This is a genomic window from Gluconobacter sp. (assembly GCF_047723935.1).
In the GTDB taxonomy this organism is placed as follows: domain Bacteria; phylum Pseudomonadota; class Alphaproteobacteria; order Acetobacterales; family Acetobacteraceae; genus Gluconobacter.
On the sequence record NZ_JBDOBO010000020.1, the window covers coordinates 16,708 to 38,741 of the forward strand.

The 22,034-nt window shown below is 57.8% G+C and carries 23 protein-coding genes; 11 read left to right on the plus strand and 12 right to left on the minus strand.

Going from position 1 to position 22,034, the window contains the following annotated elements:
* The first annotated feature begins 51 nt into the window (after positions 1-51).
* The 7 genes from ABF979_RS08920 (at position 52) to ABF979_RS08950 (ending at position 6,790) form a co-directional block, all read left to right on the plus strand.
* Positions 52-1,299 (plus strand): hypothetical protein, encoded by a 1,248-nt coding sequence (locus tag ABF979_RS08920; RefSeq protein WP_415559236.1) that lies wholly within the window; start codon positions 52-54, stop codon positions 1,297-1,299.
* Positions 1,296-2,156: a hypothetical protein gene (locus tag ABF979_RS08925; RefSeq protein WP_415559238.1), complete on the plus strand. Its 861-nt coding sequence runs from the start codon at positions 1,296-1,298 to the stop codon at positions 2,154-2,156. The genes ABF979_RS08920 and ABF979_RS08925 overlap by 4 nt, the downstream gene beginning before the upstream one ends.
* Positions 2,153-2,674, plus strand: a complete 522-nt coding sequence (locus ABF979_RS08930) for a hypothetical protein (RefSeq protein ID WP_415559240.1) — start codon at positions 2,153-2,155, stop codon at positions 2,672-2,674. Before ABF979_RS08925 ends, ABF979_RS08930 begins: the two co-directional genes overlap by 4 nt.
* On the plus strand, positions 2,674-3,765 hold the full coding sequence (locus tag ABF979_RS08935; RefSeq protein ID WP_415559241.1) for a hypothetical protein: 1,092 nt from the start codon (positions 2,674-2,676) through the stop codon (positions 3,763-3,765). Before ABF979_RS08930 ends, ABF979_RS08935 begins: the two co-directional genes overlap by 1 nt.
* Positions 3,735-5,201, plus strand: a complete 1,467-nt coding sequence (locus ABF979_RS08940) for a hypothetical protein (RefSeq protein WP_415559243.1) — start codon at positions 3,735-3,737, stop codon at positions 5,199-5,201. The genes ABF979_RS08935 and ABF979_RS08940 overlap by 31 nt, the downstream gene beginning before the upstream one ends.
* 14 nt (positions 5,202-5,215) lie before the next feature.
* The gene (locus tag ABF979_RS08945) at positions 5,216-5,683 is read left to right on the plus strand and encodes an NADH-quinone oxidoreductase subunit B family protein (protein ID WP_415559266.1); all 468 of its coding nucleotides are present in this window, start codon (positions 5,216-5,218) and stop codon (positions 5,681-5,683) included.
* A gap of 171 nt (positions 5,684-5,854) precedes the next feature.
* Positions 5,855-6,790: an ROK family protein gene (locus tag ABF979_RS08950; protein WP_215750752.1), complete on the plus strand. Its 936-nt coding sequence runs from the start codon at positions 5,855-5,857 to the stop codon at positions 6,788-6,790.
* An 85-nt stretch (positions 6,791-6,875) separates the two neighbouring features.
* Here ABF979_RS08950 and ABF979_RS08955 read toward each other — a convergent pair whose 3' ends face one another.
* From ABF979_RS08955 to ABF979_RS08965, 3 genes are all read right to left on the minus strand, one after another.
* Positions 6,876-7,757, minus strand: coding sequence for a CDP-alcohol phosphatidyltransferase family protein (locus ABF979_RS08955; RefSeq protein WP_046901261.1), 882 nt, complete (start codon positions 7,755-7,757; stop codon positions 6,876-6,878).
* Positions 7,758-7,771: 14 nt separating this feature from the next.
* Entirely contained in the window at positions 7,772-8,449 is a 678-nt protein-coding gene (locus ABF979_RS08960) for a phosphatidylserine decarboxylase (protein ID WP_046901262.1), read from the minus strand.
* Between the two features lie 61 nt (positions 8,450-8,510).
* Positions 8,511-9,227, minus strand: a complete 717-nt coding sequence (locus ABF979_RS08965) for a methyltransferase domain-containing protein (protein ID WP_415559245.1) — start codon at positions 9,225-9,227, stop codon at positions 8,511-8,513.
* A gap of 40 nt (positions 9,228-9,267) precedes the next feature.
* Here ABF979_RS08965 and gloB point away from each other — a divergent pair, with 40 nt between their 5' ends.
* The gene (gloB, locus tag ABF979_RS08970) at positions 9,268-9,984 is read left to right on the plus strand and encodes a hydroxyacylglutathione hydrolase (protein ID WP_415559246.1); all 717 of its coding nucleotides are present in this window, start codon (positions 9,268-9,270) and stop codon (positions 9,982-9,984) included.
* A gap of 55 nt (positions 9,985-10,039) precedes the next feature.
* Here the strand turns inward: gloB and ABF979_RS08975 are convergent, their stop codons facing one another.
* The 8 genes from ABF979_RS08975 to ABF979_RS09010 all read right to left on the minus strand — a co-directional run bounded on the left by ABF979_RS08975 (position 10,040) and on the right by ABF979_RS09010 (position 17,166).
* Positions 10,040-10,195, minus strand: coding sequence for a DUF2474 domain-containing protein (locus tag ABF979_RS08975; protein WP_086633006.1), 156 nt, complete (start codon positions 10,193-10,195; stop codon positions 10,040-10,042).
* 19 nt (positions 10,196-10,214) lie between these two features.
* Positions 10,215-11,240: a cytochrome d ubiquinol oxidase subunit II gene (cydB, locus tag ABF979_RS08980; protein WP_046901265.1), complete on the minus strand. Its 1,026-nt coding sequence runs from the start codon at positions 11,238-11,240 to the stop codon at positions 10,215-10,217.
* Between the two features lie 6 nt (positions 11,241-11,246).
* A complete protein-coding gene (locus ABF979_RS08985; protein WP_046901266.1) occupies positions 11,247-12,671 on the minus strand; it encodes a cytochrome ubiquinol oxidase subunit I in 1,425 nt (474 codons plus the stop codon).
* Between the two features lie 210 nt (positions 12,672-12,881).
* Positions 12,882-13,958: a DUF2125 domain-containing protein gene (locus ABF979_RS08990; RefSeq protein WP_415559248.1), complete on the minus strand. Its 1,077-nt coding sequence runs from the start codon at positions 13,956-13,958 to the stop codon at positions 12,882-12,884.
* Positions 13,959-14,208: 250 nt separating this feature from the next.
* On the minus strand, positions 14,209-14,958 hold the full coding sequence (locus ABF979_RS08995; RefSeq protein ID WP_415559250.1) for a lysophospholipid acyltransferase family protein: 750 nt from the start codon (positions 14,956-14,958) through the stop codon (positions 14,209-14,211).
* Positions 14,959-15,002: 44 nt separating this feature from the next.
* Positions 15,003-15,644 (minus strand): YdcF family protein, encoded by a 642-nt coding sequence (locus ABF979_RS09000; protein WP_415559252.1) that lies wholly within the window; start codon positions 15,642-15,644, stop codon positions 15,003-15,005.
* Positions 15,593-16,492 (minus strand): cell division protein FtsX, encoded by a 900-nt coding sequence (locus ABF979_RS09005; RefSeq protein ID WP_415559254.1) that lies wholly within the window; start codon positions 16,490-16,492, stop codon positions 15,593-15,595. Before ABF979_RS09005 ends, ABF979_RS09000 begins: the two co-directional genes overlap by 52 nt.
* Positions 16,489-17,166, minus strand: a complete 678-nt coding sequence (locus ABF979_RS09010; RefSeq protein ID WP_046901269.1) for a cell division ATP-binding protein FtsE — start codon at positions 17,164-17,166, stop codon at positions 16,489-16,491. Before ABF979_RS09010 ends, ABF979_RS09005 begins: the two co-directional genes overlap by 4 nt.
* 122 nt (positions 17,167-17,288) lie before the next feature.
* Here ABF979_RS09010 and ABF979_RS09015 point away from each other — a divergent pair, with 122 nt between their 5' ends.
* Positions 17,289-17,756, plus strand: a complete 468-nt coding sequence (locus ABF979_RS09015) for a zinc-ribbon domain-containing protein (protein ID WP_415559256.1) — start codon at positions 17,289-17,291, stop codon at positions 17,754-17,756.
* 9 nt (positions 17,757-17,765) lie between these two features.
* Here ABF979_RS09015 and ABF979_RS09020 read toward each other — a convergent pair whose 3' ends face one another.
* Positions 17,766-18,176 carry a hypothetical protein gene (locus tag ABF979_RS09020; RefSeq protein WP_086633011.1) on the minus strand — a complete coding sequence of 137 codons (411 nt, stop codon included), beginning with the start codon at positions 18,174-18,176 and terminating at the stop codon, positions 17,766-17,768.
* Positions 18,177-18,293: 117 nt separating this feature from the next.
* On the opposite strand from ABF979_RS09020, the gene ABF979_RS09025 reads away from it, so the two are divergent.
* Entirely contained in the window at positions 18,294-20,114 is a 1,821-nt protein-coding gene (locus tag ABF979_RS09025; protein WP_415559258.1) for an ATP-binding protein, read from the plus strand.
* Positions 20,111-22,015, plus strand: coding sequence for a response regulator (locus tag ABF979_RS09030; protein ID WP_415559268.1), 1,905 nt, complete (start codon positions 20,111-20,113; stop codon positions 22,013-22,015). Before ABF979_RS09025 ends, ABF979_RS09030 begins: the two co-directional genes overlap by 4 nt.
* Positions 22,016-22,034 lie beyond the last annotated feature (19 nt).

Sequence of the window (22,034 nt, forward strand, 5' to 3'; positions counted from 1 at the left end):
ACTTTTTCTGCCCTGTTTCATACTGATCCGGTCTCTCTTTGCCTTGCGGCATTGACGTTTCCCGCTGCTCTTAAGACAGACCGGGAAAGCCGTGTTGGCCGGGGGCGCTTTGCCCTTCCGGCAGCTCTTGCGGCTGTATTGTTGACGTCTGCTCCGGCTGTTGCTGTAGCGATTGGCGTGCTGATGACGCAGGAGCGCAAAGCGTGCCCGGTATGGTGGGCGCTGCCAGCTCTCTTATGCTCGGCATTAATGCCAGACAGTACGTTGGCGCTTCTTTCTCTCTTTCCGGTGCTGTTCTGGCCTGCGCTCTTCACACGTGAGGGGGCGCTGTTTCCGGCGTTGTCGTCTGTTCTTGCCGTTGCGCTTGTCTGGCATGCGGGGGCCGTCGTCCCTATTGGCTGCGCAGCGGGACTGGCTGCTCTTGTTTTGCTCGTTTTGGGGCGCAGCGTGTTCTGGGGAATTTCCCCGGGCGATCTGGGACTGGTCCGGCCTGCCATTCTGGCAACGCTTCTGATTGCAGCGCAGGATGAGGGAATGGGAACAGGCGCGCGGGTTGCGCTTGAAAGCCTATTGCTGGATCTGACCCTGATAACGCTGTCTGTTCCGGCACTAAGACTGATGCCGGTCCTCGTGACGCTGCGTCTGCCGTTTCCGCCCCTGCCGGGGTTTCTCGTGTTGTGGCTGGGAATTCACGCTGCGCTGGGGCTGGCTGCTGGTGTGCAGGGCTGGAGCGTGATTGGAGTGCTTGTGGCGCTCCTGATTGGCCTGATCTCACTGTTTGATGTTTTGACTGTGGGGCGTCGGCCCGACACCGGCGTTTTGCCTATCGGTCCCGCAGGTGCTGTCTGTGGGGTTATTTTGGGCGCTCTGCTACTGCCGGTGGCAGTGTTTGGCGTGTTCAGTCCCGTGCTTCATCACGTCGAGGGAGAGTGGGTCTGGCCGTTCTGGTCTTTGGGGGGCGGAGACGGCGCGCACCTCAAGGTGCCAGCTTTGATGTTAATTCTCAGTGTGATGTGGCTGTTCTTTGTAAAATCGTGGCGCACGGAGCGCGGTCTTGAAAAGGCTATCGCGAACTTACTGCTTCCGGGGACGCAGACCGGACGTTCCGAGACCGGACTCTTCGAAGAACCTCCGGCTCTGCCTTGGATCATGCGTCGTTTGATTGTTGGTGGCCGTATTCGTCTTCAGGCACTGGCGGCGCTTAAGAGCGGTCAAATGCCAGATATGCGGCAGATGGCGGTCGGGCTCTGGCTTGTGCTGCTTGCGCTTGTTCTGGTGGTTCTGGGTCTGACGGCATGATGATGACCGGTCTGTGGGCTGTCGCCCAGACGTTGTTTCAGCTTTTTATTCTTCTGGTTCTGGCGCCTGTCATGGCGTGGGCGCTGGCGGAGTTGCCTCGCTGGATAAATGGCGAAGCCATTTGCGGGCCTCAACGTCAGATGCGCAGGGCAATCCGTTTCTGGGGCGTTGTCTTAAAACAGTCCGTTGCACCGAGACTGGCGCTTGTCTTGGCCATTGCATTGTTGATCTTTGTTGTTCTGCCTGCGGTGACGACGGGCGGGGCATTTGTTTCCCTCGCCAATCCTCTGCTGATCGGCCTTTTGCTGCTGGCCGGTCGCCTCATGTTAGGTGTTCCACAGCAAAGGGAAGAATGGCGGCGGGTTCTCCCTGCCGTTCTGGTGCTCTGCCTGACGGAGGCTTTGATTGCGCTTGCTGCACCGGGTGCGGATGGTCTGGGGGGCCTATGTGCCATGTTGCACATTGAGCCAGCACCAGGGCTCGAAGGTGCGTTGGGCGCATGCGCATTGGCGTTGGCAATTTCCTGCCCGCCCCTGCGTGAAGACGATATGATCCAACGTCTGGATGGCGAAAAAAGCCGTCAGGTTCGTGAGATGTCGAGGAATGTTGCGGAAGTTCTGAATATGGCCTGGCTTCTGCTGCTGGCTGATCTCGCTCTACCCATTACGGTTGGTCTGGGTGAAAGCGATGTGACGGGCTGGTTTGTTGGATTGGGCGGGCTGTTGGGGCGACTTGCTCTTGTGGTGGTCGTGCTTATTGGACTGAGGCTCACCGCACAGGAACGCAGTGAACGACTGACGGCGCTATTTGCCGGCGTGGCGCTTCTGCTCGCGCTCGCCGGGAGGTTTGCGACATGATTGTCGGATTTGGTGTGCTCCTGCTGCTGTCGCTTGCCGGGCTGGGGCGAGATGGACGAGGCCTGCCGCTCTACGGTCTGGTATGTGCTTTTGCGGGGGCGACAGTCTGTGGAGGGCTTTTGGCGCTGCTCACCTCGATCGCGTTAATCGGTCTGAATATTGGTGCCTGGATATGGCTCAGGCGGTTCGCTGGTCATGTGCCAGATCGCGGTGCCGTGCTGCCTGTGGTCGGGGCGTTGCTTCTGCTGCTGGCACTAGGTCTCTCAGGTGCGAGTCTTGGGTTGGCGCCTGTGTTGGGAGCGGGGGCCGTTTTGGTAGGCCTTTGTGGCACTGCTTTCGGCCCAGCCCTTGTGCAGTTTACAGGGCTGCTGATGGCTGCTGACGGACTGATTGTCATGGCGTGTGTTCTTCAGTCGTGGCCGTTCTTTGCTGCGGCTGTAGCGCTATGGGGTGTTCTGGGCGCACTGGGTATGACGCTGTTGCCGCGCCTTGCCTGGCGGCGGGTGGAGGAAAACTGATGCATCCACTTGCTCCCGTTGGAACTCTGTTCGCCGTGACAGTCTGGCCGCTTCTGGCCGCTTTTCTGCTGCTCATGACCCCGCCAGGCCGACAGGCTGTCAGCAGTCGCACGTTTGCGATTGCTGGTGCTCTCATGACCCCCGTTGCGGTCTGGCTGATGCCGGGTGCGGATGCGCTCGCCGCCGCGTGCTCCTGCGTGGTTGCAGTCATGCCGCTTCTTTTGCCGCCTGCGGGAGACCGGGTTGGACGCATTTTGCCATTTCTGGTGACCGGATGCGCTTTGATGGCCCTGAATGTTCATTCAGCTTTCGCCGTTACGGTGCTGTGTGGCGCAGGAACGGTTCTCTGGGCTTGGCGCGAGGGCCGGGGGGCGCAGAAGGCTGCCATTGTCTGGGATATGGCGAGGTCACGTCTCGGTGGAGTTATTCTGGGAGTACTGGGGGCGTCCCTGCTGTCGATGGACCAGTCTCCTCTGGGGCCGGTTCTGCTGACAGTCGGGTTGTGCATGATGGCCGGTCTGGGGCCGTCTCCCGTCCCTGAACCTGATGCAGTGCTGCTTGATACGGGCCTGAGGTTTGCAGCCATTCTGCTGATGTTGCGACTGGACGGACACCCGCTTGTTCATATTCTAGTTCTGGTCGCAGGGTTTGGGACACTGATCATGCGGATGGCAGGCCAGTCCCGAGGGCGCGGTGTCTTTTTGCCCATTCTGTCCTCGCTGGGTGCGATTGCAGCGGCAGTTGGTGAAGGAAGTGCAATTGTCCTTCTTTTAGTGGCGTCTGTTGGATTGGCTGTTCTGGAACGTCAGAATGATGGCCGTCGATACGAGATGGTTGCCGCTGGCGTAGCGCCATGGCCGGTCTTTTGCGCGTTGTTGGCGATTGGTCGCTCTCTCGAGCCATTGCTCCTCGTGCTGATGATCGTTTGTCTTCTTCCCGGGTTGAGGCAGGTTCGTTTGGCCGGACTGATGCCGTCCGGTCTTAGTCTCAAGAATGGCATTGTTCCGGCTGTTGAGGCTGTTCTTCTGCTTGTCGGTCTTTGCGGGCCGTTGCTGCTGGCATGGCATCCAGAACCTGGGTGGCGGCCATGATGAGCATGGAGCGCATCATCCGGAGTGGTGAGCGGGTTGCACTGGCGCATTACCATCTTGATCCCGAGCAATGGGAAGCGATGCTGGCTGCCCCCGGCAGAGCTTTGTCCCTGTTGTCCTGCTGGGCGGATGAGCAGCGTGTTTACGTGCTGTTGCTGGATGGCGATTGCCCTCTGATGGCCAGTACGGCGGTGGAAGATCGTCGCTATCTGGCACCATCTTCACGTTTCCCTGCTGCGGAGTGGGGGGAACGTGTGGCCTATGATCTCTGGGGTGTTGAGGCCATGAGTGCCTGTGGAGATGGTCGTCCTGCCCTTGACGATGGTTTCTGGGAAACGACATGGCCGCTGTCCTCACGGCCGGGGCCTGGAGGGCAGGCTATGCCCTTGCCTGCGGGTCGTAGCCGCCTGCGCGCGGAAACAACAGGATTGAGCGGTCCGCTCGAACTCTCTTTCAATGTGGTGCGCGGCGCAGTGCAAGGGCTGTCCGTCGATGCCGGACTGGCTCATCGCGGTGTGTTGCAACGCATGGTTGGATTGTCGCCTGAAGAGGCACTCCCGCTGGTTTCCCGCATGACGGCTGGAGGTTTTGTTGCTCATCCAATGGCGTTTTCCCGGGCTGTTGCCCAAGCGCGCGGGTTGCAGCCAGGTCCAGGGACGCGGGATGCCTGGATGATCCTTCTCGAAATCGAGCGAATTTCCGTCCACCTCTTCGATATAGCGAGAACAGCGCGTTCCGTGGATGCAGGTCTGCTGGCAACACACTGCGAGCATGCGCGGGAGGCCATTGCCGCCGCTTGTGCAGAGCAGGGCGTACCGCGCCGACTGACGGACGTGATTACGTGCGAGGGCGTGCGGTCTGGTTTGGAAATCGTTCCGCTGGCTCAAGCTGTTCTGGAGGTCATGTACTCTCGCATGGCGCAACTGCGCGAACTGCAATCCGTATTTGCACCCCGTTTGAAGGGACTGGCTGTTTTGGCGTCCGCGCAGGCACGTGAATTTGCCGTGGGTGGTCTGGTCGGCCGGGCTTCAGGTCGAAGTCTGGATGTGCGTCGCAGGGAAGTTGGTATGCGGCTGGATGCTTTGCGGGCAACAGGCTCCAGCGATGGCGATGCGGCAGATCGCGATGCGCTGCGTTTGACGGAAATCCGGGATTCTCTGGCTTTAATCAAGCGGATTTTGGGGACCATCGGCATGGATGATGACGAGCCTGCACCTGAAGCCACGCAGGAAGGCATCGGCGCGGCTGAAGGGGCGAGAGGTGACGTCTGGTATTGGGTGCGCCTGAAAAATGGGAAGATTGAGTCTGTCCATGCCCGAGACCCGGCTGTCTCTTTGCTGCCCGTTCTGCATCGCGTGTTGCAGGGAGAGGTTCCAGAACGTTTGAGCCCCGGGCTGAAGTCTCTGGCTCTGGCCCCGTCTGGAGTGGCAATGTGACGGCGTTTCAGACTATGGGCCCACTCAGTGTGTTGCACGCTTTCCTGAATGTCTCGCGGTGGAGAGTATCTGCTGACAAAGGCACGTCTGTCCGTCCCGATACGATCAATTTGTACGTATTGGAGACCGGAGGATGTGAAGGCTGCGCCATGGAAGTGGAGAGTTTATGCGGCAGTGCTTTCGCGCTTGAGCAATATGGCTTCGCACGCGTTACCGATCCAGCAGATGCAGACTGGCTGTTGGTTACGGGTCCGATGGGTAGGGCCTGTGTTCAAATGCTTGAGCGGGTCTGGAACGCGATGCCGGCTAGAAAAAGTCTGGTGGCTGTAGGGGCCTGCGCTGTTGATGGCGGGATTTTCGGGCCGAATTATGCCACTTTAGGGGGCTTGAAAGCCCTCACGCCTGTCCGTCGGGCTATTCCAGGATGTCCTCCGTCACCGCAGGATATTCTTCTGGGTCTTCAGCGCCTCGCTGAGGGATGAATGGCGGAGTTTGACCAGAACTCGATCCTACAAAAACAGAAACATTGATTTTTTGTGATCGGATGACTTGCCGACAGAGGCTTTCACGTTCAATCAGACGAGCGCATACAGTGCGTTAATCTGTTTTCAGGCTCTCTTTTCAGACGGCCGCCAAACAACACAGGGCATGAGATGGCTGACTATCGCCTTGGTATTGATCTCGGTGGAACCAAGATCGAGATCGCAGTTCTTAATCGTCAGGGCGATCTTGTCCTGCGTGAGCGAATTCCCAATCCAGGTGTTTATCCGGAAGCGGTTCTTGCGATCCGTGATCTCGTGACGAGCGTGGACCACCGTCTGGGGGCTGTTCCTAGCCACCGCGTGTCTGCCGGTCAGAGCACATCCACGCTGGGTATTGGCATTCCAGGATCGATTTCTCCAGAGACCGGTCTGATCAAGAATGCCAATGCGACCTGGCTGAACGATCAGCCTTTTGGCATGGATCTAGAATCGGCCCTGTCCCGTCCTGTTCGCACCGAGAACGACGCGAACTGCTTTGCGCTGTCTGAGGCGGCCGATGGTGCAGCCAAAGGTGCACAGACTGTTTTCGGTATTATTGTCGGAACGGGCATGGGCGCTGGCATTGTCAATAACGGCCGTGTGATTGAGGGCCGTCATCATATTGCAGGTGAGTGGGGGCATCTGCCGCTTCCCTGGCCGCTCCCTGAAGATGGTGAGCCGCGTCCTTGCTTCTGCGGAAACAAAGGCTGCATGGAGCGCTATCTTTCCGGTCCGGCTCTCGCTGCTGACTGGAAGGGCCCAGGTAACCGCAACACGGCTGGCATCGAAGATGCTGCTGCAAACGGCGATCAGGCTGCCATCCGCGCACTGAACCTCTACATGGAGCGCTTTGCGCGCGCCTGTTCCCTTGCGATCAACTTCCTTGATCCGGACGTGATTGTTCTCGGAGGCGGAATTTCCAATCTGGCGTCTCTGTATGAGCGTGTTCCGCCGCTCCTGAGCAAGCACGTCATTACGCCGGTCTGCACAACGCCAATCGTCAAGAACCTGCATGGTGACAGCTCTGGCGTCCGCGGTGCAGCATGGCTTTGGGATGTCACGGAATAAGTATTTTCCGAATGGCTGGAAGACTGCTTCCAGCCATGTGGAGACATAAAAAAAAGCCGCCGGTTATTCCGGCGGCTTTTTTTGTTCAGATTGCTTCTTCTTCAACCGTCTCGGACATGTCTTCAGCGGCCCGTTTCAGCCGGTGATAAGACCGGCGGGAAAAGGGCAGTATTGCGACATAGAAAAGTCCGGCTGCGGCTAGTGCGCCCCACGGGTCTGCAACGAGAACGGCCGCATAGAGGCCCGTTCCCAGCATGAGCGGCAGAACATAGCGGGCCGGAACCTTGAAATTCTTGAAAGACCAGACCGGTAGCGTCGAGACCAGCAGCAGACCTGTCAGGATCAGGCAGACTGCCGAGACAATGGGTGCACGGGCAAAAGCTGCGAGGCCTTCGGCGTGCATCCTGTCTGCCTCAAGGCCCAGGAATACGGGGAACAGAACGATACCTGCGCCAGCAGGGGCTGGAACGCCGGTAAAGAAGTTGGCGGAGTAATCTGGCTTATCATCATCATCCAGGCTTGCGTTAAAGCGTGCCAGGCGAAGGGCCATGCAGACCGTGAACATGATGCAAGGGACGAAGGCATAGCGCCCGGCATCTTCAAGGCACCAGATCAGCAGCACGAACGACGGTGCCACACCGAAGCATACAAAATCTGACAGACTGTCAAATTCGGCGCCAAAACGCGTTGTGCCGCGCAGAAGGCGGGCAATCCGGCCATCTAGTCCATCAATGCAGGCGGCAATCAGGAGGGCGACCGCTGCGTGTGCAAACTGGTGTTCCAGCGCAAAGCGCATCCCGCTCAACCCGGCACACAGGCCGAGCATGGTCAGGATGTTGGGAATCAGCCGGTTAAAGGACGGTCCCCGCACGCGTGTGCGGGGGGTGCGTCCCATGCGGCGCAGTCGGCGACGAATGCGGCGGCGTCTGGCAGGACGGTTGGGTTCAGCCGTCTCGGGAATGGTCATTGGCGCGTTCTGGCTCAGAGCTTCGCCAGGACGGTTTCGCCCCCGATCATGGTCTGGCCTTCAACAACGATCGGCTCAACACCCGGCGGCAGATACACGTCTGTGCGGGAGCCAAAACGGATCAGACCGAAGCGTTCACCAGCTTCCAGGTGCTCGCCTTCTTCAACGAAGCAGAGGATGCGGCGCGCGATCAGGCCTGCGATCTGCACGACGCCAATATTGCGGCCGTCCGCAAGCGTCAGGCGGATTTCGTTGCGCTCGTTGTGCTCTGATGCCTTGTCGAGGCTCGCGTTCAGGAACTTGCCTGCATGATAGGCAATTTTCGTGACCTGACCGGCTGCAGGCATCCGGTTGATGTGCACGTCCAGTACGGACAGGAACGTCGAGACGCGCCAGACCGGAGTTGTGCCCATTTCAAGCGCTGCCGGTGGAGCAACGAGGGAGACTGACGTTACGCGGCCATCTGCAGACGCCAGTACGAGATCTGATCCCGGTGGGGGTGTGCGCTTGGGGTCCCGGAAGAAGTACAGGCAGAAGGCAGAAAATGCGATGCCAGCCTTTCCGATGAGACGCGTGAACCGCCAGGGTGTCAGGCGGCCGATAATGCCAACGAAGGCACCAGCAGCGAGGAAGGGAGTCGCAGCGCGATGCGGCGGCGACAGGACAAGTTTGAGGGACTGGATCAACGACATGGAACGCACTCTTACGGCACAGGAAGCTAGGGTCAAGAATTCGCCACAAAGAAGGCGTTTTTCAGGCAGGTTCTGCAACCTGTCTGGGGACGGTCACGCGCGCTTTTTCGTCCATCAGGGGAAGGCCTGCATAAACGTTTTTGCGAGCCACCACGATATGGACGCCCGCGCAGGGGTAGCGGATCATTTTTCCAAGGCGCTCTGGAAGTGTGCCTGAAAGGCGCGACAGCAGAGCAGGGGGCGTCATGAGGGCGCCAGTATGGTGTTCGATTTGGAACAGTCCCTGCTCCAGCAGCCGCGTCAGTTGTCTGGTGCTGAAGGGGACGCCGTGACCGAAGGGTGTTGCATCCGTATGAGCCCAGTAGCCGGAGCGGTTTGGCACGACGAGAATAAGGTAGCCGTCATCCGTCATGACTTTCCAGGCAGCGCGGAGAAACTCTGCTGCTGAGCGGGTGAACTCCAGTCCATGAACGACCAGCACCGTATCCATCGACAGGTCATCGAAAGGCAGGCGCCCGCTATCAATCAGGCAGTCCTGAACGATGTGGTGAAATGGGCGCTGGGTCTGGGGATGCTGCAAACGCGCAGAAATTGCGCACCCGGCTGTGGCAGGAAGATAGGGGCCGGGGTACCCTATCCCGAGAAGTCGACGCGCCCGGAGGTCTGGCAGGAGGCTGTTCAATCTTCGGTTGAGGAGACTGGCTGTGCGTTGGCCTGCCCAGCTTTGATAGAAAGCGGCAGCATCTTCGGAACGGGTGCGTGTCAGGCGCGTCAGCATGGAAGTATCTAACCAGCAAGCTCAGTTCAGGGGAACAGTCATGTCACTTGATATCCAGTCCATTCCGGTTTTGTCAGACAATTATGTCTGGCTATTGAAAGCAGAAGACGGGACGCGGGCTGTCGTGGACCCAGGCGAAGCTGGCCCAGTCATGGACGTGTTGGGAGAAGGGCGTCTCGATCTGATTCTTCTGACGCATCACCACGCGGATCACACGGGAGGGGTGGAAGCACTTCGCGAGCGATATGGCGCGAAAGTGTTCGGCCCCTCCCAGAAGCAGGAGTGGCTCCCCAAGCTGGATCGTGGCCTCGAAGACGGTGACAGTTTTTATATCGGATCCACCAAAGTGGACGTTCTTCTAACGCCGGGACACGCTGTCGGGCATCTTTCCTATGTTGTGCCTGAAGTGCCTGCCTTGTTCTGTGGTGATGTGCTGTTCAGTGTCGGATGTGGGCGCCTGCTGGAGGGGACAGCAGAAGAGCTGTATCGGAGTCTCCATCGTTATGATGCACTGCCTGATAACACGCTGGTTTGTGCCGGACATGAGTACACCCGCTCGAACGTCGCCTTCGCATTGCATGTCGATCCAGCCAATCAGGCTCTGAAAGCGCGGGCAGCGGAAGTGGAAACGCTTTTGGAAGCGGGGAGACCGACATTACCAGTTTCTCTGGGAACAGAGCGGGCCACGAATCCATTTCTGCGAGCGTCCGATGTATCGCAGTTTGCGGACTTGCGTCGGCAGAAAGATACCTTCTGACGGCATGAAAAAACCCCGCCTTTCAGGGGCGGGGTTTTTCTTTGGGAGGTCTCGGTTAGTGATGGCCGCCGAAGATGATCCTCTTGAGGAGTTCAGCGCCCACGCCAACGACGAGGACACCGCTGAGCCAGAAGAGTACGAACCATCCCACCCGTTTCATCCAGGCGACGGTGCCGGTTTTCTGGTTGGGCTTTCCGTACTCGATTCTCATGGCGCGAACTCCCTGAAGGTCAGTGGTAGTGATGCTCGTTCGTCACTTTTCCACGGAACACGTAGTAGGAATAAATCGTGTAGCCGAGGATGACTGGCAGCAGGAACATCGCACCGAACAGGACGAAAGCCTGACTGCTTGGTGGCGAAGAGGCCTGCCAGATCGTGATGGTCGGCGGCACGATATACGGCCACACGTTGATCCCGAGACCGGAGAAGCACAGGAAGAACAGACCCAGTGTCGAGATGAACGGCAGCAGGTGGGACTTGCGGTTGCGCAGGCCCAGGAACAGCGCGCCAGCGACAGCTACGACAGCGACCGGAACCGGCAGTACCAGAGCAAGCTGTGGCCATTCCAGCCAATGCTGCATGTAGGTCGTGTGAAGCTGTGGCGTCCAGACGGATACAGCGACGATCGTCAGCAGCATCAGGCCGGCAAGGCCGTAGGAAACACGACGCATCGTATCCTGCAGTTCGCCTTCACAGCGCCAGATGAGCCACGTGGAGCCCAGAAGCGCATAGCCGATTGTGACGGCTGCACCACAGAACAGTGCAAACGGCGTCAGCCAGTCCAGCGAGGTTCCGACGAACACGTTGTTCTGGACAGGAATGCCCTGCACCAGCGTCCCGAGGATCACACCCTGCATGAATGCTGCAACGATGGAGCCACCGCAGAAGGATGCATCCCAGAACAACTGTGAGCCGGGAGACTTCATCTTGAATCGGAACTCGAAGGAGACACCGCGCAGGATAAGAGCCAGCAGCATGAACAGGATCGGCAGGTACAGCGCGGGAAGGATCGTGCCGTAAGCGACCGGGAAGACGCCGTAGAGTGCGGCGCCGCCGAAGATCATCCAGGTTTCGTTGCCGTCCCAGACAGGGGCGACCGTGTTGACCATAACGTTGCGGTGATCGTGATCCCGTTCCTTGAGGAACAGGACGCCGATGCCGAGGTCAAAGCCGTCAAGGATGACGTAGAGGAAGATGGCAGAGGCCGCGAGAACGGCCCAGACCACGGGAAGCCAGAAAGCGGCGGATTCGGTCATGATCGCTTACTCCGCCAGACCAGCATTGTGGGGGTGATGTGAGACCTGCGTGGTACCAGCGGACATCTGGGGCTCGTGCTCGGACGGACCTTCTTCACCAGAGTGAGGCTCTTCTGCGAAGCTGCGCAGGAGAATGGTGATGCCACCTGCGAAGACCACAAAGTACACAATCACGAAGGCAACCATCGACGTCGCCATGCTCGGCAGAGCGATCTGGGAGACACTGTCGGAGGTCTTAAGGAGGCCATAAACCGTGTATGGCTGACGGCCGACCTCAGTCGTGATCCAGCCACACAGCAGGGCGATAAAGCCTGCCGGGGACATCCACAGAGCGACACGATGGAGCATCGCGTTGCTGTAAAGGCTGCCCTTCCAGCGCAGGAAGAGAGACCACAGACCAACCAGAACCATGAGCGAGCCAAGCGCGATCATGATGCGGAAGGAGAAGAACAGCAGCGGCGAATACGGGCGTAGATCCTTCGGGTAGTCCTTGAGGCCCGGCACTTTGCCATCGAGGCTGTGAGTCAGGATCAGGGAGCCGAGGAGCGGAATCTGGACCTTGTAGTGCGTCGTCTCGTTTTCCATGTCCGGAATACCGAACAGGATTTCCGGCGCACGGCCTTCAGAGTCCCAATCGCCTTCCATCGCGGCAATCTTGGCAGGCTGGTATTCCAGCGTGTTCAGACCCTGCGTGTCACCCGCCAGGAACTGGACCGGAGCAACGATCGCGGCCATCCACATAGCCATGGAGAACATCAGACGGACCTGTTCGGACGCCTGACGGCCTTCACGACGGGCCTTCAGCAGATGCCAGCCAGCGACACCAGCGACGATGAACGCGACGGACAGGAATGCTGCCAGCCCCATGTGCACGAGGCGGAAGGGGAAGGACGGGTTGAAGATGATCTGCCACCAGTTGCCCGGCAGGAATCGCCCTGTAGCTTCATCAATGATGTAGCCCTGCGGCGTCTGCATCCAGGAATTGGAAGCGAGAATCCACGTCATGGAGATCAGCGTGCCGATCGAGACCATGCAGGTGGCGCCGAAATGCAGACCTTTGCCCACGCGGTTCAGGCCAAACATCATGACGCCGAGGAAGCCGGCTTCAAGGAAGAAGGCCGTCATCACCTCATAGGCCAGCATCGGGCCGAGGATGGGGCCAGCTTTCTGCGAGAACTGGGACCAGTTGGTGCCAAACTCGTAGGACATGACCAGACCGGAAACCACGCCCATCGCGAACACGACGGAGAAGATTTTCAGCCAGTATTTGAAGAGATCCAGATAGGCGCTGCGTCCCGTCTTGAGCCAAAGGCCTTCAAGAACGGCGAGATAGGCAGCAAGCCCGATCGAGAATGCCGGGAATACGATGTGAAACCCGACTGTAAACGCGAACTGAAATCGCGCGAGAAATAAAGCCGACAGGCCAAACATTGCGATGGTGCCTTCTGCTTGGGAGGCGGACCGCAGAACCGGTCCGCATGGACCCGTCAGCTACGCTCGCACCCTAGAAGTCAGGAATGAGCTGAGATCATGCGCGCCGCACTGCACACATGATCCGGATCTGAATCTTGAAAGCCGCAGCACGGGAAAAGTTTTCTTTCCGCGCCATGGTTTTGACAAAAATCAAAACATTCCCTGCGTCTACTCGCGCAAATGTGACGCGTCAATTTTTTGTGTGGAGATTGTTTGCAAAAGTTGTTCGAGAGCAGGCGCAGCATGGCCGTTTACGACGGAAACTTCTGCGACAACAGGATGACTTTCTGCCAGTCCGGATGAGGGCGTTGCGTGCAGAATGCGCTCAAGGAAGACGCGCGTGTCTGGAGCAAGCGAGGTCTGAAGGCGCGGGATATTCAGGATTTTTTCGGCGGCATCATGCCAGTTCAGAAGCGTCAGGGTGAGGTGGCCGTTGAGTGTTGGGTATGTCAGTTCACCGGAAAAGGAAAGATGTGCAGAAGTCGCTTCCGACCCCATCGAAAATGATGCTGTCTGCACGAGTAGGCGCTCATAGCCTTCAGGACTAAAAAGTGGGCTTTCAGGGTGTGTGCTGGACGTTGTGAGAGCTATCACGAGATGAGCGTTGTGCAGTGGATATTTGGCAGCATTCAACAATGATGTGCTGAGAGTGGAAGACAACAGATCCAGTCCGAGGCGTGTGGCTCCTGCTGGTGCCTGAGGTTGGATGAGGATGCGTCCAGAAAGGCGTGACAGCGCGACTGTCTGATCCATAAGATTTATTGCGACGGCGACTTGGGCAGAAGGGGCATGGAACATCACGGTTCCGTCCTCTGAGATGTGCAGTCTCAAAGCTTCTGTGAGAATGGTTACTCTGGCCGAAGAAGTGATAATGCGCGCAGCCTGACGACCAGGAAGGGAGACGGTGAGGCCGTTTCTGACGAGTTCCGTCCATGGTCCGCCAAGCCTGAAACTCTCACCTGCCCAACCCGCTTCGAATGGTTGGGCAGGAAAATTTTTATGGCTGAGCTGGGGTGTCTGGATGTCGATCCATGCTCCGAAAGGCCAGCCTCCACGACGAACTTCTCCAGTCTCTACAGACCATCCCGTAGCTTTCAGGTTCGCGACTTCGTTTTCAATTTGTGCCTGCATTCTGGTGGTGACGTGATGCCACAGGGCGGTATCTGCAGCTGCCACAACTGTAATGAAACAGAAGATGACAAGCGTGATTTTCAGGTAACGGGCAGTATTGGAAACTGGGTTCACTGGGCCTGTCTTTGTGTAACTGGATAAAGAGGCTGGTTCGATGGGCGGTATTTTATCCCCAAAACAGCATTCCGCGTGCAGTCATTGTTTGACAGCCGAGTCTATGGAAGGCGATCTGGGCACATTGAGGTCAGGGAATAGCTGAAAACCGCAGAAAAACAGGGTTTTTCTGCTCTCTGTGGAAACTGCCGGGTTTCTTGAAATTCGCCCGAAGCCTGTGGCCTCAAAACTCCTTCCGTTCTGGCTGCTGTTAAACCCTCTGAAGCTCCACAGAGTTATCCACAGTATTGCGCGGTAATTCATGGGTTGCGCACAGTTCATCCCATGCTTCGTTTAACGCGTCCGTGAAGCCGTTGCGTCCCTCTGTGGAGGGGAGTGGGGCGCCGATGACGACCTTCAAAACACCAGGTTTTTTCCGCCAGGGAGATCGGTCCCAGAAAAGGCCGGAATTGGTGGCGACCGGCACGACAGGGACATTAGCCTGTCGGGCTAAAGCAATAATGCCCGGTTGGATGGGGTGGCGCTCTCCGGGGAGTGTGCGTGTGCCTTCAGGAAAGATAATAATCTGTCTGTCAGATGCGTGAGCGCGTGCGCTGTCTTTCATCATGGTGCGCAGGGCTTTAGATCCGGCGCTTCGTTCCACAGGGATCATACCGCTCAGAACGAGCATGGGGCCGACGAGGGGTATTTTAGTCAGTTCCGCCTTGATGATGTAGGTCGGTAGGGGAACCAGATCCATCCAGACGAAGCCATCGAAGAAGGACTGATGCTGAGATGCAATCAGGCTTGGGCCTGCAGGAATATTATCCCGACCATAAACTTCAATTTTCACGGAGCAAAGCTGTGCAAATCCGAACAGCACTGCTCTGGACCACAGTTTGGCGTAAGAGAGTGCCAGATCCTGTCGCTTCATAAGGCGGATCGGGATTGCCCCGAGGCCCATGATGACTGTGAGGATCAGGAAATAAAGATTGAATAGCAGGCCGCGAAGAATGCTCATAATTTTGTCTGCTCACCAGAAAATCTGCGGTTACACAAGAGGCCTTAGTGAGGCGTAAGGCCAATCTTGCCGTCTGGCAGGCCCGTCAGATTACTCAGTTCTGCGCCTAGAAGTTTGAAATATTCCCGGATTAGTAAGTGCAGGGTCTGGCGAGACAGGGGCGCTTCCAGAGCTGGCGGGAGAACCGGATAAGGCACGAGTTCCAGATCTGGGGCAGTCCGGCTGAGCTCTATAATGGCGCGGCGAATGTGGTAGCCAGCGGTAACGACCAGCAGGCTGTGCATCTTGTGATCTCTGGCCCACGTCGTGGTCTCATAAGCATTACCAATCGTACTGACTGCACGGCGGCCCAAAGTGACGCGGCTGGCCAGATCGCTGGAAAGCGTCTGGTTCTGAAGGCGCACAAGTTGATCGAGTGTAACATGGGGCCCTACGCCAGAAATCAGTAGAAGCTGGCCATATCCGCCCTTGAGAAGGGTGAGAGAGGTTTCGATACGGGATTGGCCGCCTGTGAGGGTGACGATGCCATCGCAGACAGTGGCAACATGTGGTGGCTGTCGGGAATCGTGAATGAACCAGACGAAGCCAGCCGACCAGAGCACGGCAATAAGAAGCAGGGAGGAAAGAAAGGCCTTCACGGCAATCGACGAAGCCACACGAGCACAACGCCCTGAGCTGTGATCCATCCCAGAAGAGCCGCAATGACGGGCAGGGCACCGAGTTCTTTCAGGAGGCTGAGAGGTAAAATGCGGAGTGTCGTCCACCAGCCATCTAGTGTTGTCGGAAAGGTGCTTGGGACGGTGGCCTGATGCGTGAAGGGGGCGAGGGTTGTGGCAAGGGAGGTTGTCAGTGGCGTGAGGAGGACGAGGCCAGCCACGCCGCCCATAAAGCTGAGGAGTGCAGCCCGACCGGCAATATGGCTGGAAATTGTAAAGTCCCCGGCGCCAAGGGAATGCACGATTTCCACAGCCCGTTTCTGGGCAGCAACCGAACGCCGCACAGTAATGCCAATGGATAAAACGGCAATCGCTGCGATCAGGATAAGGGCAAGCCACGCGCATCCGACGAGGCTTGTGCCCAAATGTTCAAGCCTCTGGCCCCATTGCATGTCTTCCTGAACAATGGCCTCTGGAAGCGTGTCGTGAACAGTGGAGCCTAGGTTAGCGTCAGGCGTGTGGGCGACGATGAGGACTGTCGGCAGTGAGAGACCCGGCAAGCCTTTCCGTGCATCCGTAGGCTGGCCCAGCCAGGGCGCCAGTAGATCCTGCACCTTGTCTGTGGAAAGCTTTTGCAGGTTGGTAACGCCTGGCAAGGCTTTGAGAGCGTGAATGAGTGCGTCCGTACGATCTGAGGCGTTTGGAATGTCTGTCGGGATTTCGATTGTTGCAGCACTTCGGGCCGCCTGCGCCCAGCCGTCTGCAAGCGCTTGAACACCGGTCAAACCAGCAAGGGCCAAGCCAGCCAGCAGGGTCATGAGAGCAACAAGCAGAGGGAGGCTGCCTGAGCGCAGACCGGGAGAGACGCGGCGGCTCACGCTATCGCCTCATTTGCGTGTGGGTCGAGCGTGCCATCACGGAGCATGATCGATGGGGCGGGAGCATCGCGCACAAGACCTTCGTTATGCGTCGCGACAATCACGGTTGTTCCCAGATCAATCAGTTCCTGGAATGTTGCAAGAAGGCGTCTGGCCTGAGAATCCTCAAGTGCGTTTGTTGGTTCATCGGCGAGAAGGATGTCGGGTCGTCCGATCAGGGCGCGTGCAATAGCAACACGCTGCTGTTCGCCCCCGGAAAGAGTGGTTGGCCGGGAATGGGCGTGCGGGGAGACATCCAGCCAGTCCAAGACGGCAAAAACCTCCTGTCGAATATCGCGTTCGGAGCGCCCGCGCAGACGCAACGGGAGAGCAACATTGTCAAAAACATTCCACTCCCCGATCAGGCGGTAATCCTGTGGGACGAACCCGATGCGTCTTCTCAGGTTCCGGAGGGTGCTTCGGCTGGCGCCCGTGACTGGGGTGTTGAGAATATCCATTTGGCCAGAGGCGGGTTTTGCCCCGAGTGTCAGAAGCTTGAGAAGGCTGGATTTGCCTGCGCCTGATGGCCCGAGAAGCCAGCGGAATTCTCCCTGAGGGATTGTCAGGGTCATGCCGTGCAGAACAGGCTGCCCAACGCCAGCAGGTTTCAGGGAGACATCGCGCAGGCGGATCATATGAAAACGATCAAAGGTGTTGCAGGCGTATTAACCATTTATTAACGACAACCTCGTCATATGGGCAACCCAGTTGAGGTCAGACCGAGGCCGGTACGGTCTGATTTTTGAAGGATACCGTGATGCGTGTTGAATGTCCCCACTGTCATGCTGTTTTTGAAGTGCCTGATGCACTTTTGGAGCAGGCGCGGCGGCTGCGTTGCGCGAACTGTGGGGATAGCTGGTCTTTACAAGAGCCTCACGAGCCGGAGCTTGCACAAAGTCCGCCTGATGACTTGTCCTTGCTCAAGGCTGAGACTGAAAAGCCTCCAGGCTCTGAAACATCACAGTCTTATCCTGTTGGACTAAGCGCGTCCGAAGCACGGGACGCTGCGAAACATGCGTTTGTTCTACATTCCCGGACAGTAACCCACGGTCTGGGTAAACCCGAGACTGTCGGGACGAAAATGATTGGAAGTCTTGGGGCGTGGAGTGCCGCGTGGGGGCTCAGCCTCGTGGTGGTCGGCGGAAGTGTGGCCGCACTATGGCACTGGAAGGCTGGGGAGCTGGTGACTTTATGGCCAGGGTTTGGCCACGTCCTTACTCCCTGAGCCTGGGTTTTACATGTTGCGAGCGGCTAGTGCGGACAGGGTCGCTCCGATTGCGGCAAGTCCCATCAGGAGAAAGCCGTCGAACATAAGGGAGCCTGGGGTCAGCAGGTGGCTGCCGATCTGAAGATGGGTCGGGAGGGTGCCCGCTACATGGTTCATGATATCTTTCGCCTGCGGGTCAGCGCTTGCAGCGCTCGTCGTAATGGCGTTCACGATGTGCGGAAGGATATACCATCCAAGACCAAGAATCAGGAGAAGCGGAGCGAGAAGCTCTGCGACCTGCTGGGCGAAGTAGAAGGCGAAATAGCAGATGGACCAGATGCCCGTCCGGATCAGCGCGCCGGTTGAAAGAGGGCCGCTTTCCCCGCTGCGGGAGTTGAGCAGGCGATCCGTCAGGTTGCGCGAGGGCTGAATGTCCATGAGATACGGCTTCCACTGATCCGGTAACGGGAGTTATCTTCGCCCCTTGGAAATCGGACGAACATCAGCTTCGGACTAGCTGCAAGAGGCCGTTAATGCAAACATTCCGTCATTCTCATGCTGTCTTCTGATCTTAAAGCTCCGCTCGGAGCCACAGAGACCGCACGTGTTCTGCTCGTGGAGCCGGATGATGCTCATGCCCAGCGGATCTGGCGTGTTCTTCTAAAAGAAGGCTTCACCGTGACCTGTCTCGGCAGCGGTGAAGCTGCTTTGGGAACGGTCGAGGATCTGATGCCTGACCTTGTGGTCGTGTGCTCTGAGCTGCCCGGTATGACGGGTGGGCAGTTGGCGCGGCGTTTGCGGCTGGATGCCCTGACACGCACCATTCCGATCCTGATGCTGACGGAAGATGCTTTTCCCGGCGGTGAGCGAGAGGGGCTGGAAAGTGGGGCAGACGCCTATATTTCCAAATCCGCTCATCCTGACCTGCTGGTGTTGCGGATGCGGGCTTTGCTTCGGGAAGGACCGGAGCTTCTTCAGGTGGATGAAGCCTCTCGCTTTCGCCGCGCAAGAATTGTCATCGTCAATTCTCCCCGTGAAGAGGAGGACGACGAAGAGATTACCGAGGATGCGCCTGAGACAACGTTGGGTGAGCTGCTCTGGCGTGATGGGCATACGGTCACGTCCATCGAGCGTTCAGACGATCTGATTGATGGTGGATGGTTGCGCGGCGCAGATGGTCCGGATTGTCTGGTTCTGGAACTGGGGAGCGGAGACGAAGACCTCAAGTTCTGCCGCCTTCTGGATGCGCGGCGTCAGGCTGTTCTGGAAGCTGGTGGAATTCCGTTCCGAACGCTTGGCATTGTGGAGGCCTCACGCTTCCGGAGGCAGTCTTCCGGTGAATTCTTCGAGGCCGGTATTGACGATCTGGTTCCCAGCGACATTGCCATCGAAGCCCTCGCCATGCGGATCAGGACGCTTGCGCAAAGACGTATGGCGCAGGATGAGTTCCGGCAGCAGGAAATTGAGCGGCAGCAGAATGCGCTTACTCTGGAAGCGGCAAGGGCGAAGGCCGAAATGGCTGAAGCACTGGCGCAGGCCAATATGGAATTAGCGCGCACAAACGAACAGTTGATTCAGGCGCAGTCGAAACTCGTGCAGACTGCCAAGATGGCTTCGTTGGGTGAGCTGGTGGCGGGTATCGCTCATGAGATTAACAATCCGCTGGCCTTCACCATCGCTCATGCCGACACAGTGGAGCGGACGCTAAAGCGCCTTCAGACGATGGGGAGCCCAGAGGATGGTGCGCCGCTCATGCAGAAGGGGATTTCACGTCTGGAATCCATGAAGCTCGGGTTGCAGAGGATTCAGAATCTCGTTTTGAGTCTCCGGCGATTTTCCAGGCTGGATGAAAGTTCATTCCAGACAGTCGATGTTCCTGGTGCGCTTGAGACAGCATTGGCGTTGCTGGGACATAAGCTTGGCCCGGACATTAGAATTGAAAAGGATTTGCAGGCTCCGGCGCATTTGGTCTGTCAGCCTGCGTTTCTGAATCAGGTGGTTATGAATATTATTTCCAATGCGGCCGACGCGTTGGCGGACATCTCGCCTGAGGGCGGCCCTGTGCAGGGACGCATTGTGATCAAGTCCCGTCTTGAAAATGGCCGGTATGACATGACGATAAGCGATGACGGTCCGGGTTTGCCGATGGAACTGAGAAACAGGGTGTTTGATCCGTTTTTCACAACCAAGCCGGTTGGAACAGGCACAGGGTTGGGGCTTGCGATCGCTTATAGTGTGATGGAAGCTCATGATGGCATTATCGAAATCACAGATGCCCATTTGCCGGATGGCCGCGGAATAGGGGCGTGTTTCCGGCTCAGCCTTCCCGTCACAATGACGGAAGATGGACCGGTGGCAACGGGGCGTTCCGTATGAGTGTGTGGAGCGTGAAGGGGCCATTACGTCCCCGTATTTTGCTGGTGGATGACGAAGAAGAAATCCTCGTTGCTCTGGAGGATCTGCTGGAAGACCAGTACGAAATTCTAGCAACGACGGATCCCCTGCGAGCTCTGGAGCTTTTGCGGGCGCATCCGGATGTCGCCACCATTATCTCCGATCAGCGGATGCCTGGACTGACGGGGGATCAGCTTCTGATGCGCGCGCGCGAGTTTTCGGATGCGCGCAGTATTCTGCTGACAGGCTATGCGGATCTGGATGCCGTGGTGTCTGCTCTGAACCTTGGACAGGTGCAGGCTTACGTGCACAAACCCTGGGATTCGGACGCGCTTCGGTCTTTGGTTGGGGAAGTGACGCAGCATTGTATTGCCCAACGGGCGTTGCAGACGGAACAGGCTCTTTTGCGCGGCCTGATGGATGCCCTTCCGATGGGGCTTGTTTTTTCGGATGCTCAGGGGCGGTGTATTCGCAGCAACGTGCGCGATGAGGCTGCACAGGATCTGAACGACGAACTGATGCATTTCCCGGAAGTGCTGCGTGCTGATGTTCAGCAAATGCGCGACAATGTTCGTAGCACCGGGCAGGAAGAGCGGCTGGTTGCTGAAGTTCTGCCAGATCATGACGGAGGAACCGTTCAGCGCTGGCACGAATTGAGCCGCCTTTCATTGGCCTGGCCCCAGGGCGTGCCGACGGAAGACCGATGGCAGGTCAGCATGGACCGGGACGTTACGCAGCGAGTGCTGATGGAAAGCCGTCTGCGGCAGGCGGACAAGCTTCAGTCCCTAGGTACATTAGCCGGGGGAATTGCGCACGATTTCAACAATCTTCTCGCTGCCATTTCCGGGTCCCTGGAATTGCTGGAAGATATGGTGGACCTGGATGAGACATCCGGTGCTCTGGTGAAGAACGCTATGGAGTCTGCGCAGCGTGGTGCTGTGCTGACACGGCGGTTGCTTCAGTTTGGGCGTCCACGTGAGGCACGTCTGGCACCGGTGGCGTTGCAGGATCTTCTGCCGGGGCTGGAAGCGCTTCTGGTCCAAAGTCTCAAGCGTCGAAGTGGCGAAAGAAGTGTGGCCTGCAAGCTGTCGCTTGAGGATATGCCTGCTGACTTCCCCGCTGTCTGGTCGGATCAGGATCAGCTTGAAATGGCACTTCTGAATCTCTGTGTGAATGCTCGGGATGCCATGACGCAGGGCGGGACAGTGTCGGTGTCAGCGCGTGTAGTGGGGCAGAAATTCAAAACGCTGCCTCCGGAATGCTGTCTGGATCGTGCGGTGGCCATTGATGTGGTTGATGAGGGTGAGGGGATGTCACCCGAGGTGATGAAGCGGATTTTTGATCCATTCTTCACCACCAAGGATGTCGGGCGTGGAACAGGGCTGGGCCTTTCCAGTGTGTATGGGTTCCTGAGCCGGAGTTATGGCGAAATCGTTGTGGACAGCACGCCCGGCAAAGGGACGTGCATGACATTGCTGCTTCCGGTCGTCAGGAGCGATGTTGTGGCAGATCGGGCTGCGGAAGATGAGAAACCGCGTTCCCTGAAGGTACTGGTTGTCGATGATGAGGCGCCGGTTCGTATGGTGACGGAGGGTTTTCTTCGTCATGACGGGCATGAGGTTGCTTCTGCATCTTCTCTGTCCGAGGCTCTGGCGCTGACAGATGAAAAGGGACCCTTCGATCTGGCGGTGATTGATATGCGCATGCCCGACCATGATGGACCGACCTGTGCAGCCATCCTGATGGAAAAAATGTCGCATCTCAAAGTGCTGTTCATCAGTGGCCACACAGATACCCAGTCTGAAAATGAGCCATTGCCCAAGCCCTTTACGCAGAAGGGACTACAGGATGCGATCAGGCGGCTGATGCAGGAGGCAATATAACCTGACAGGAGAGGTCCTC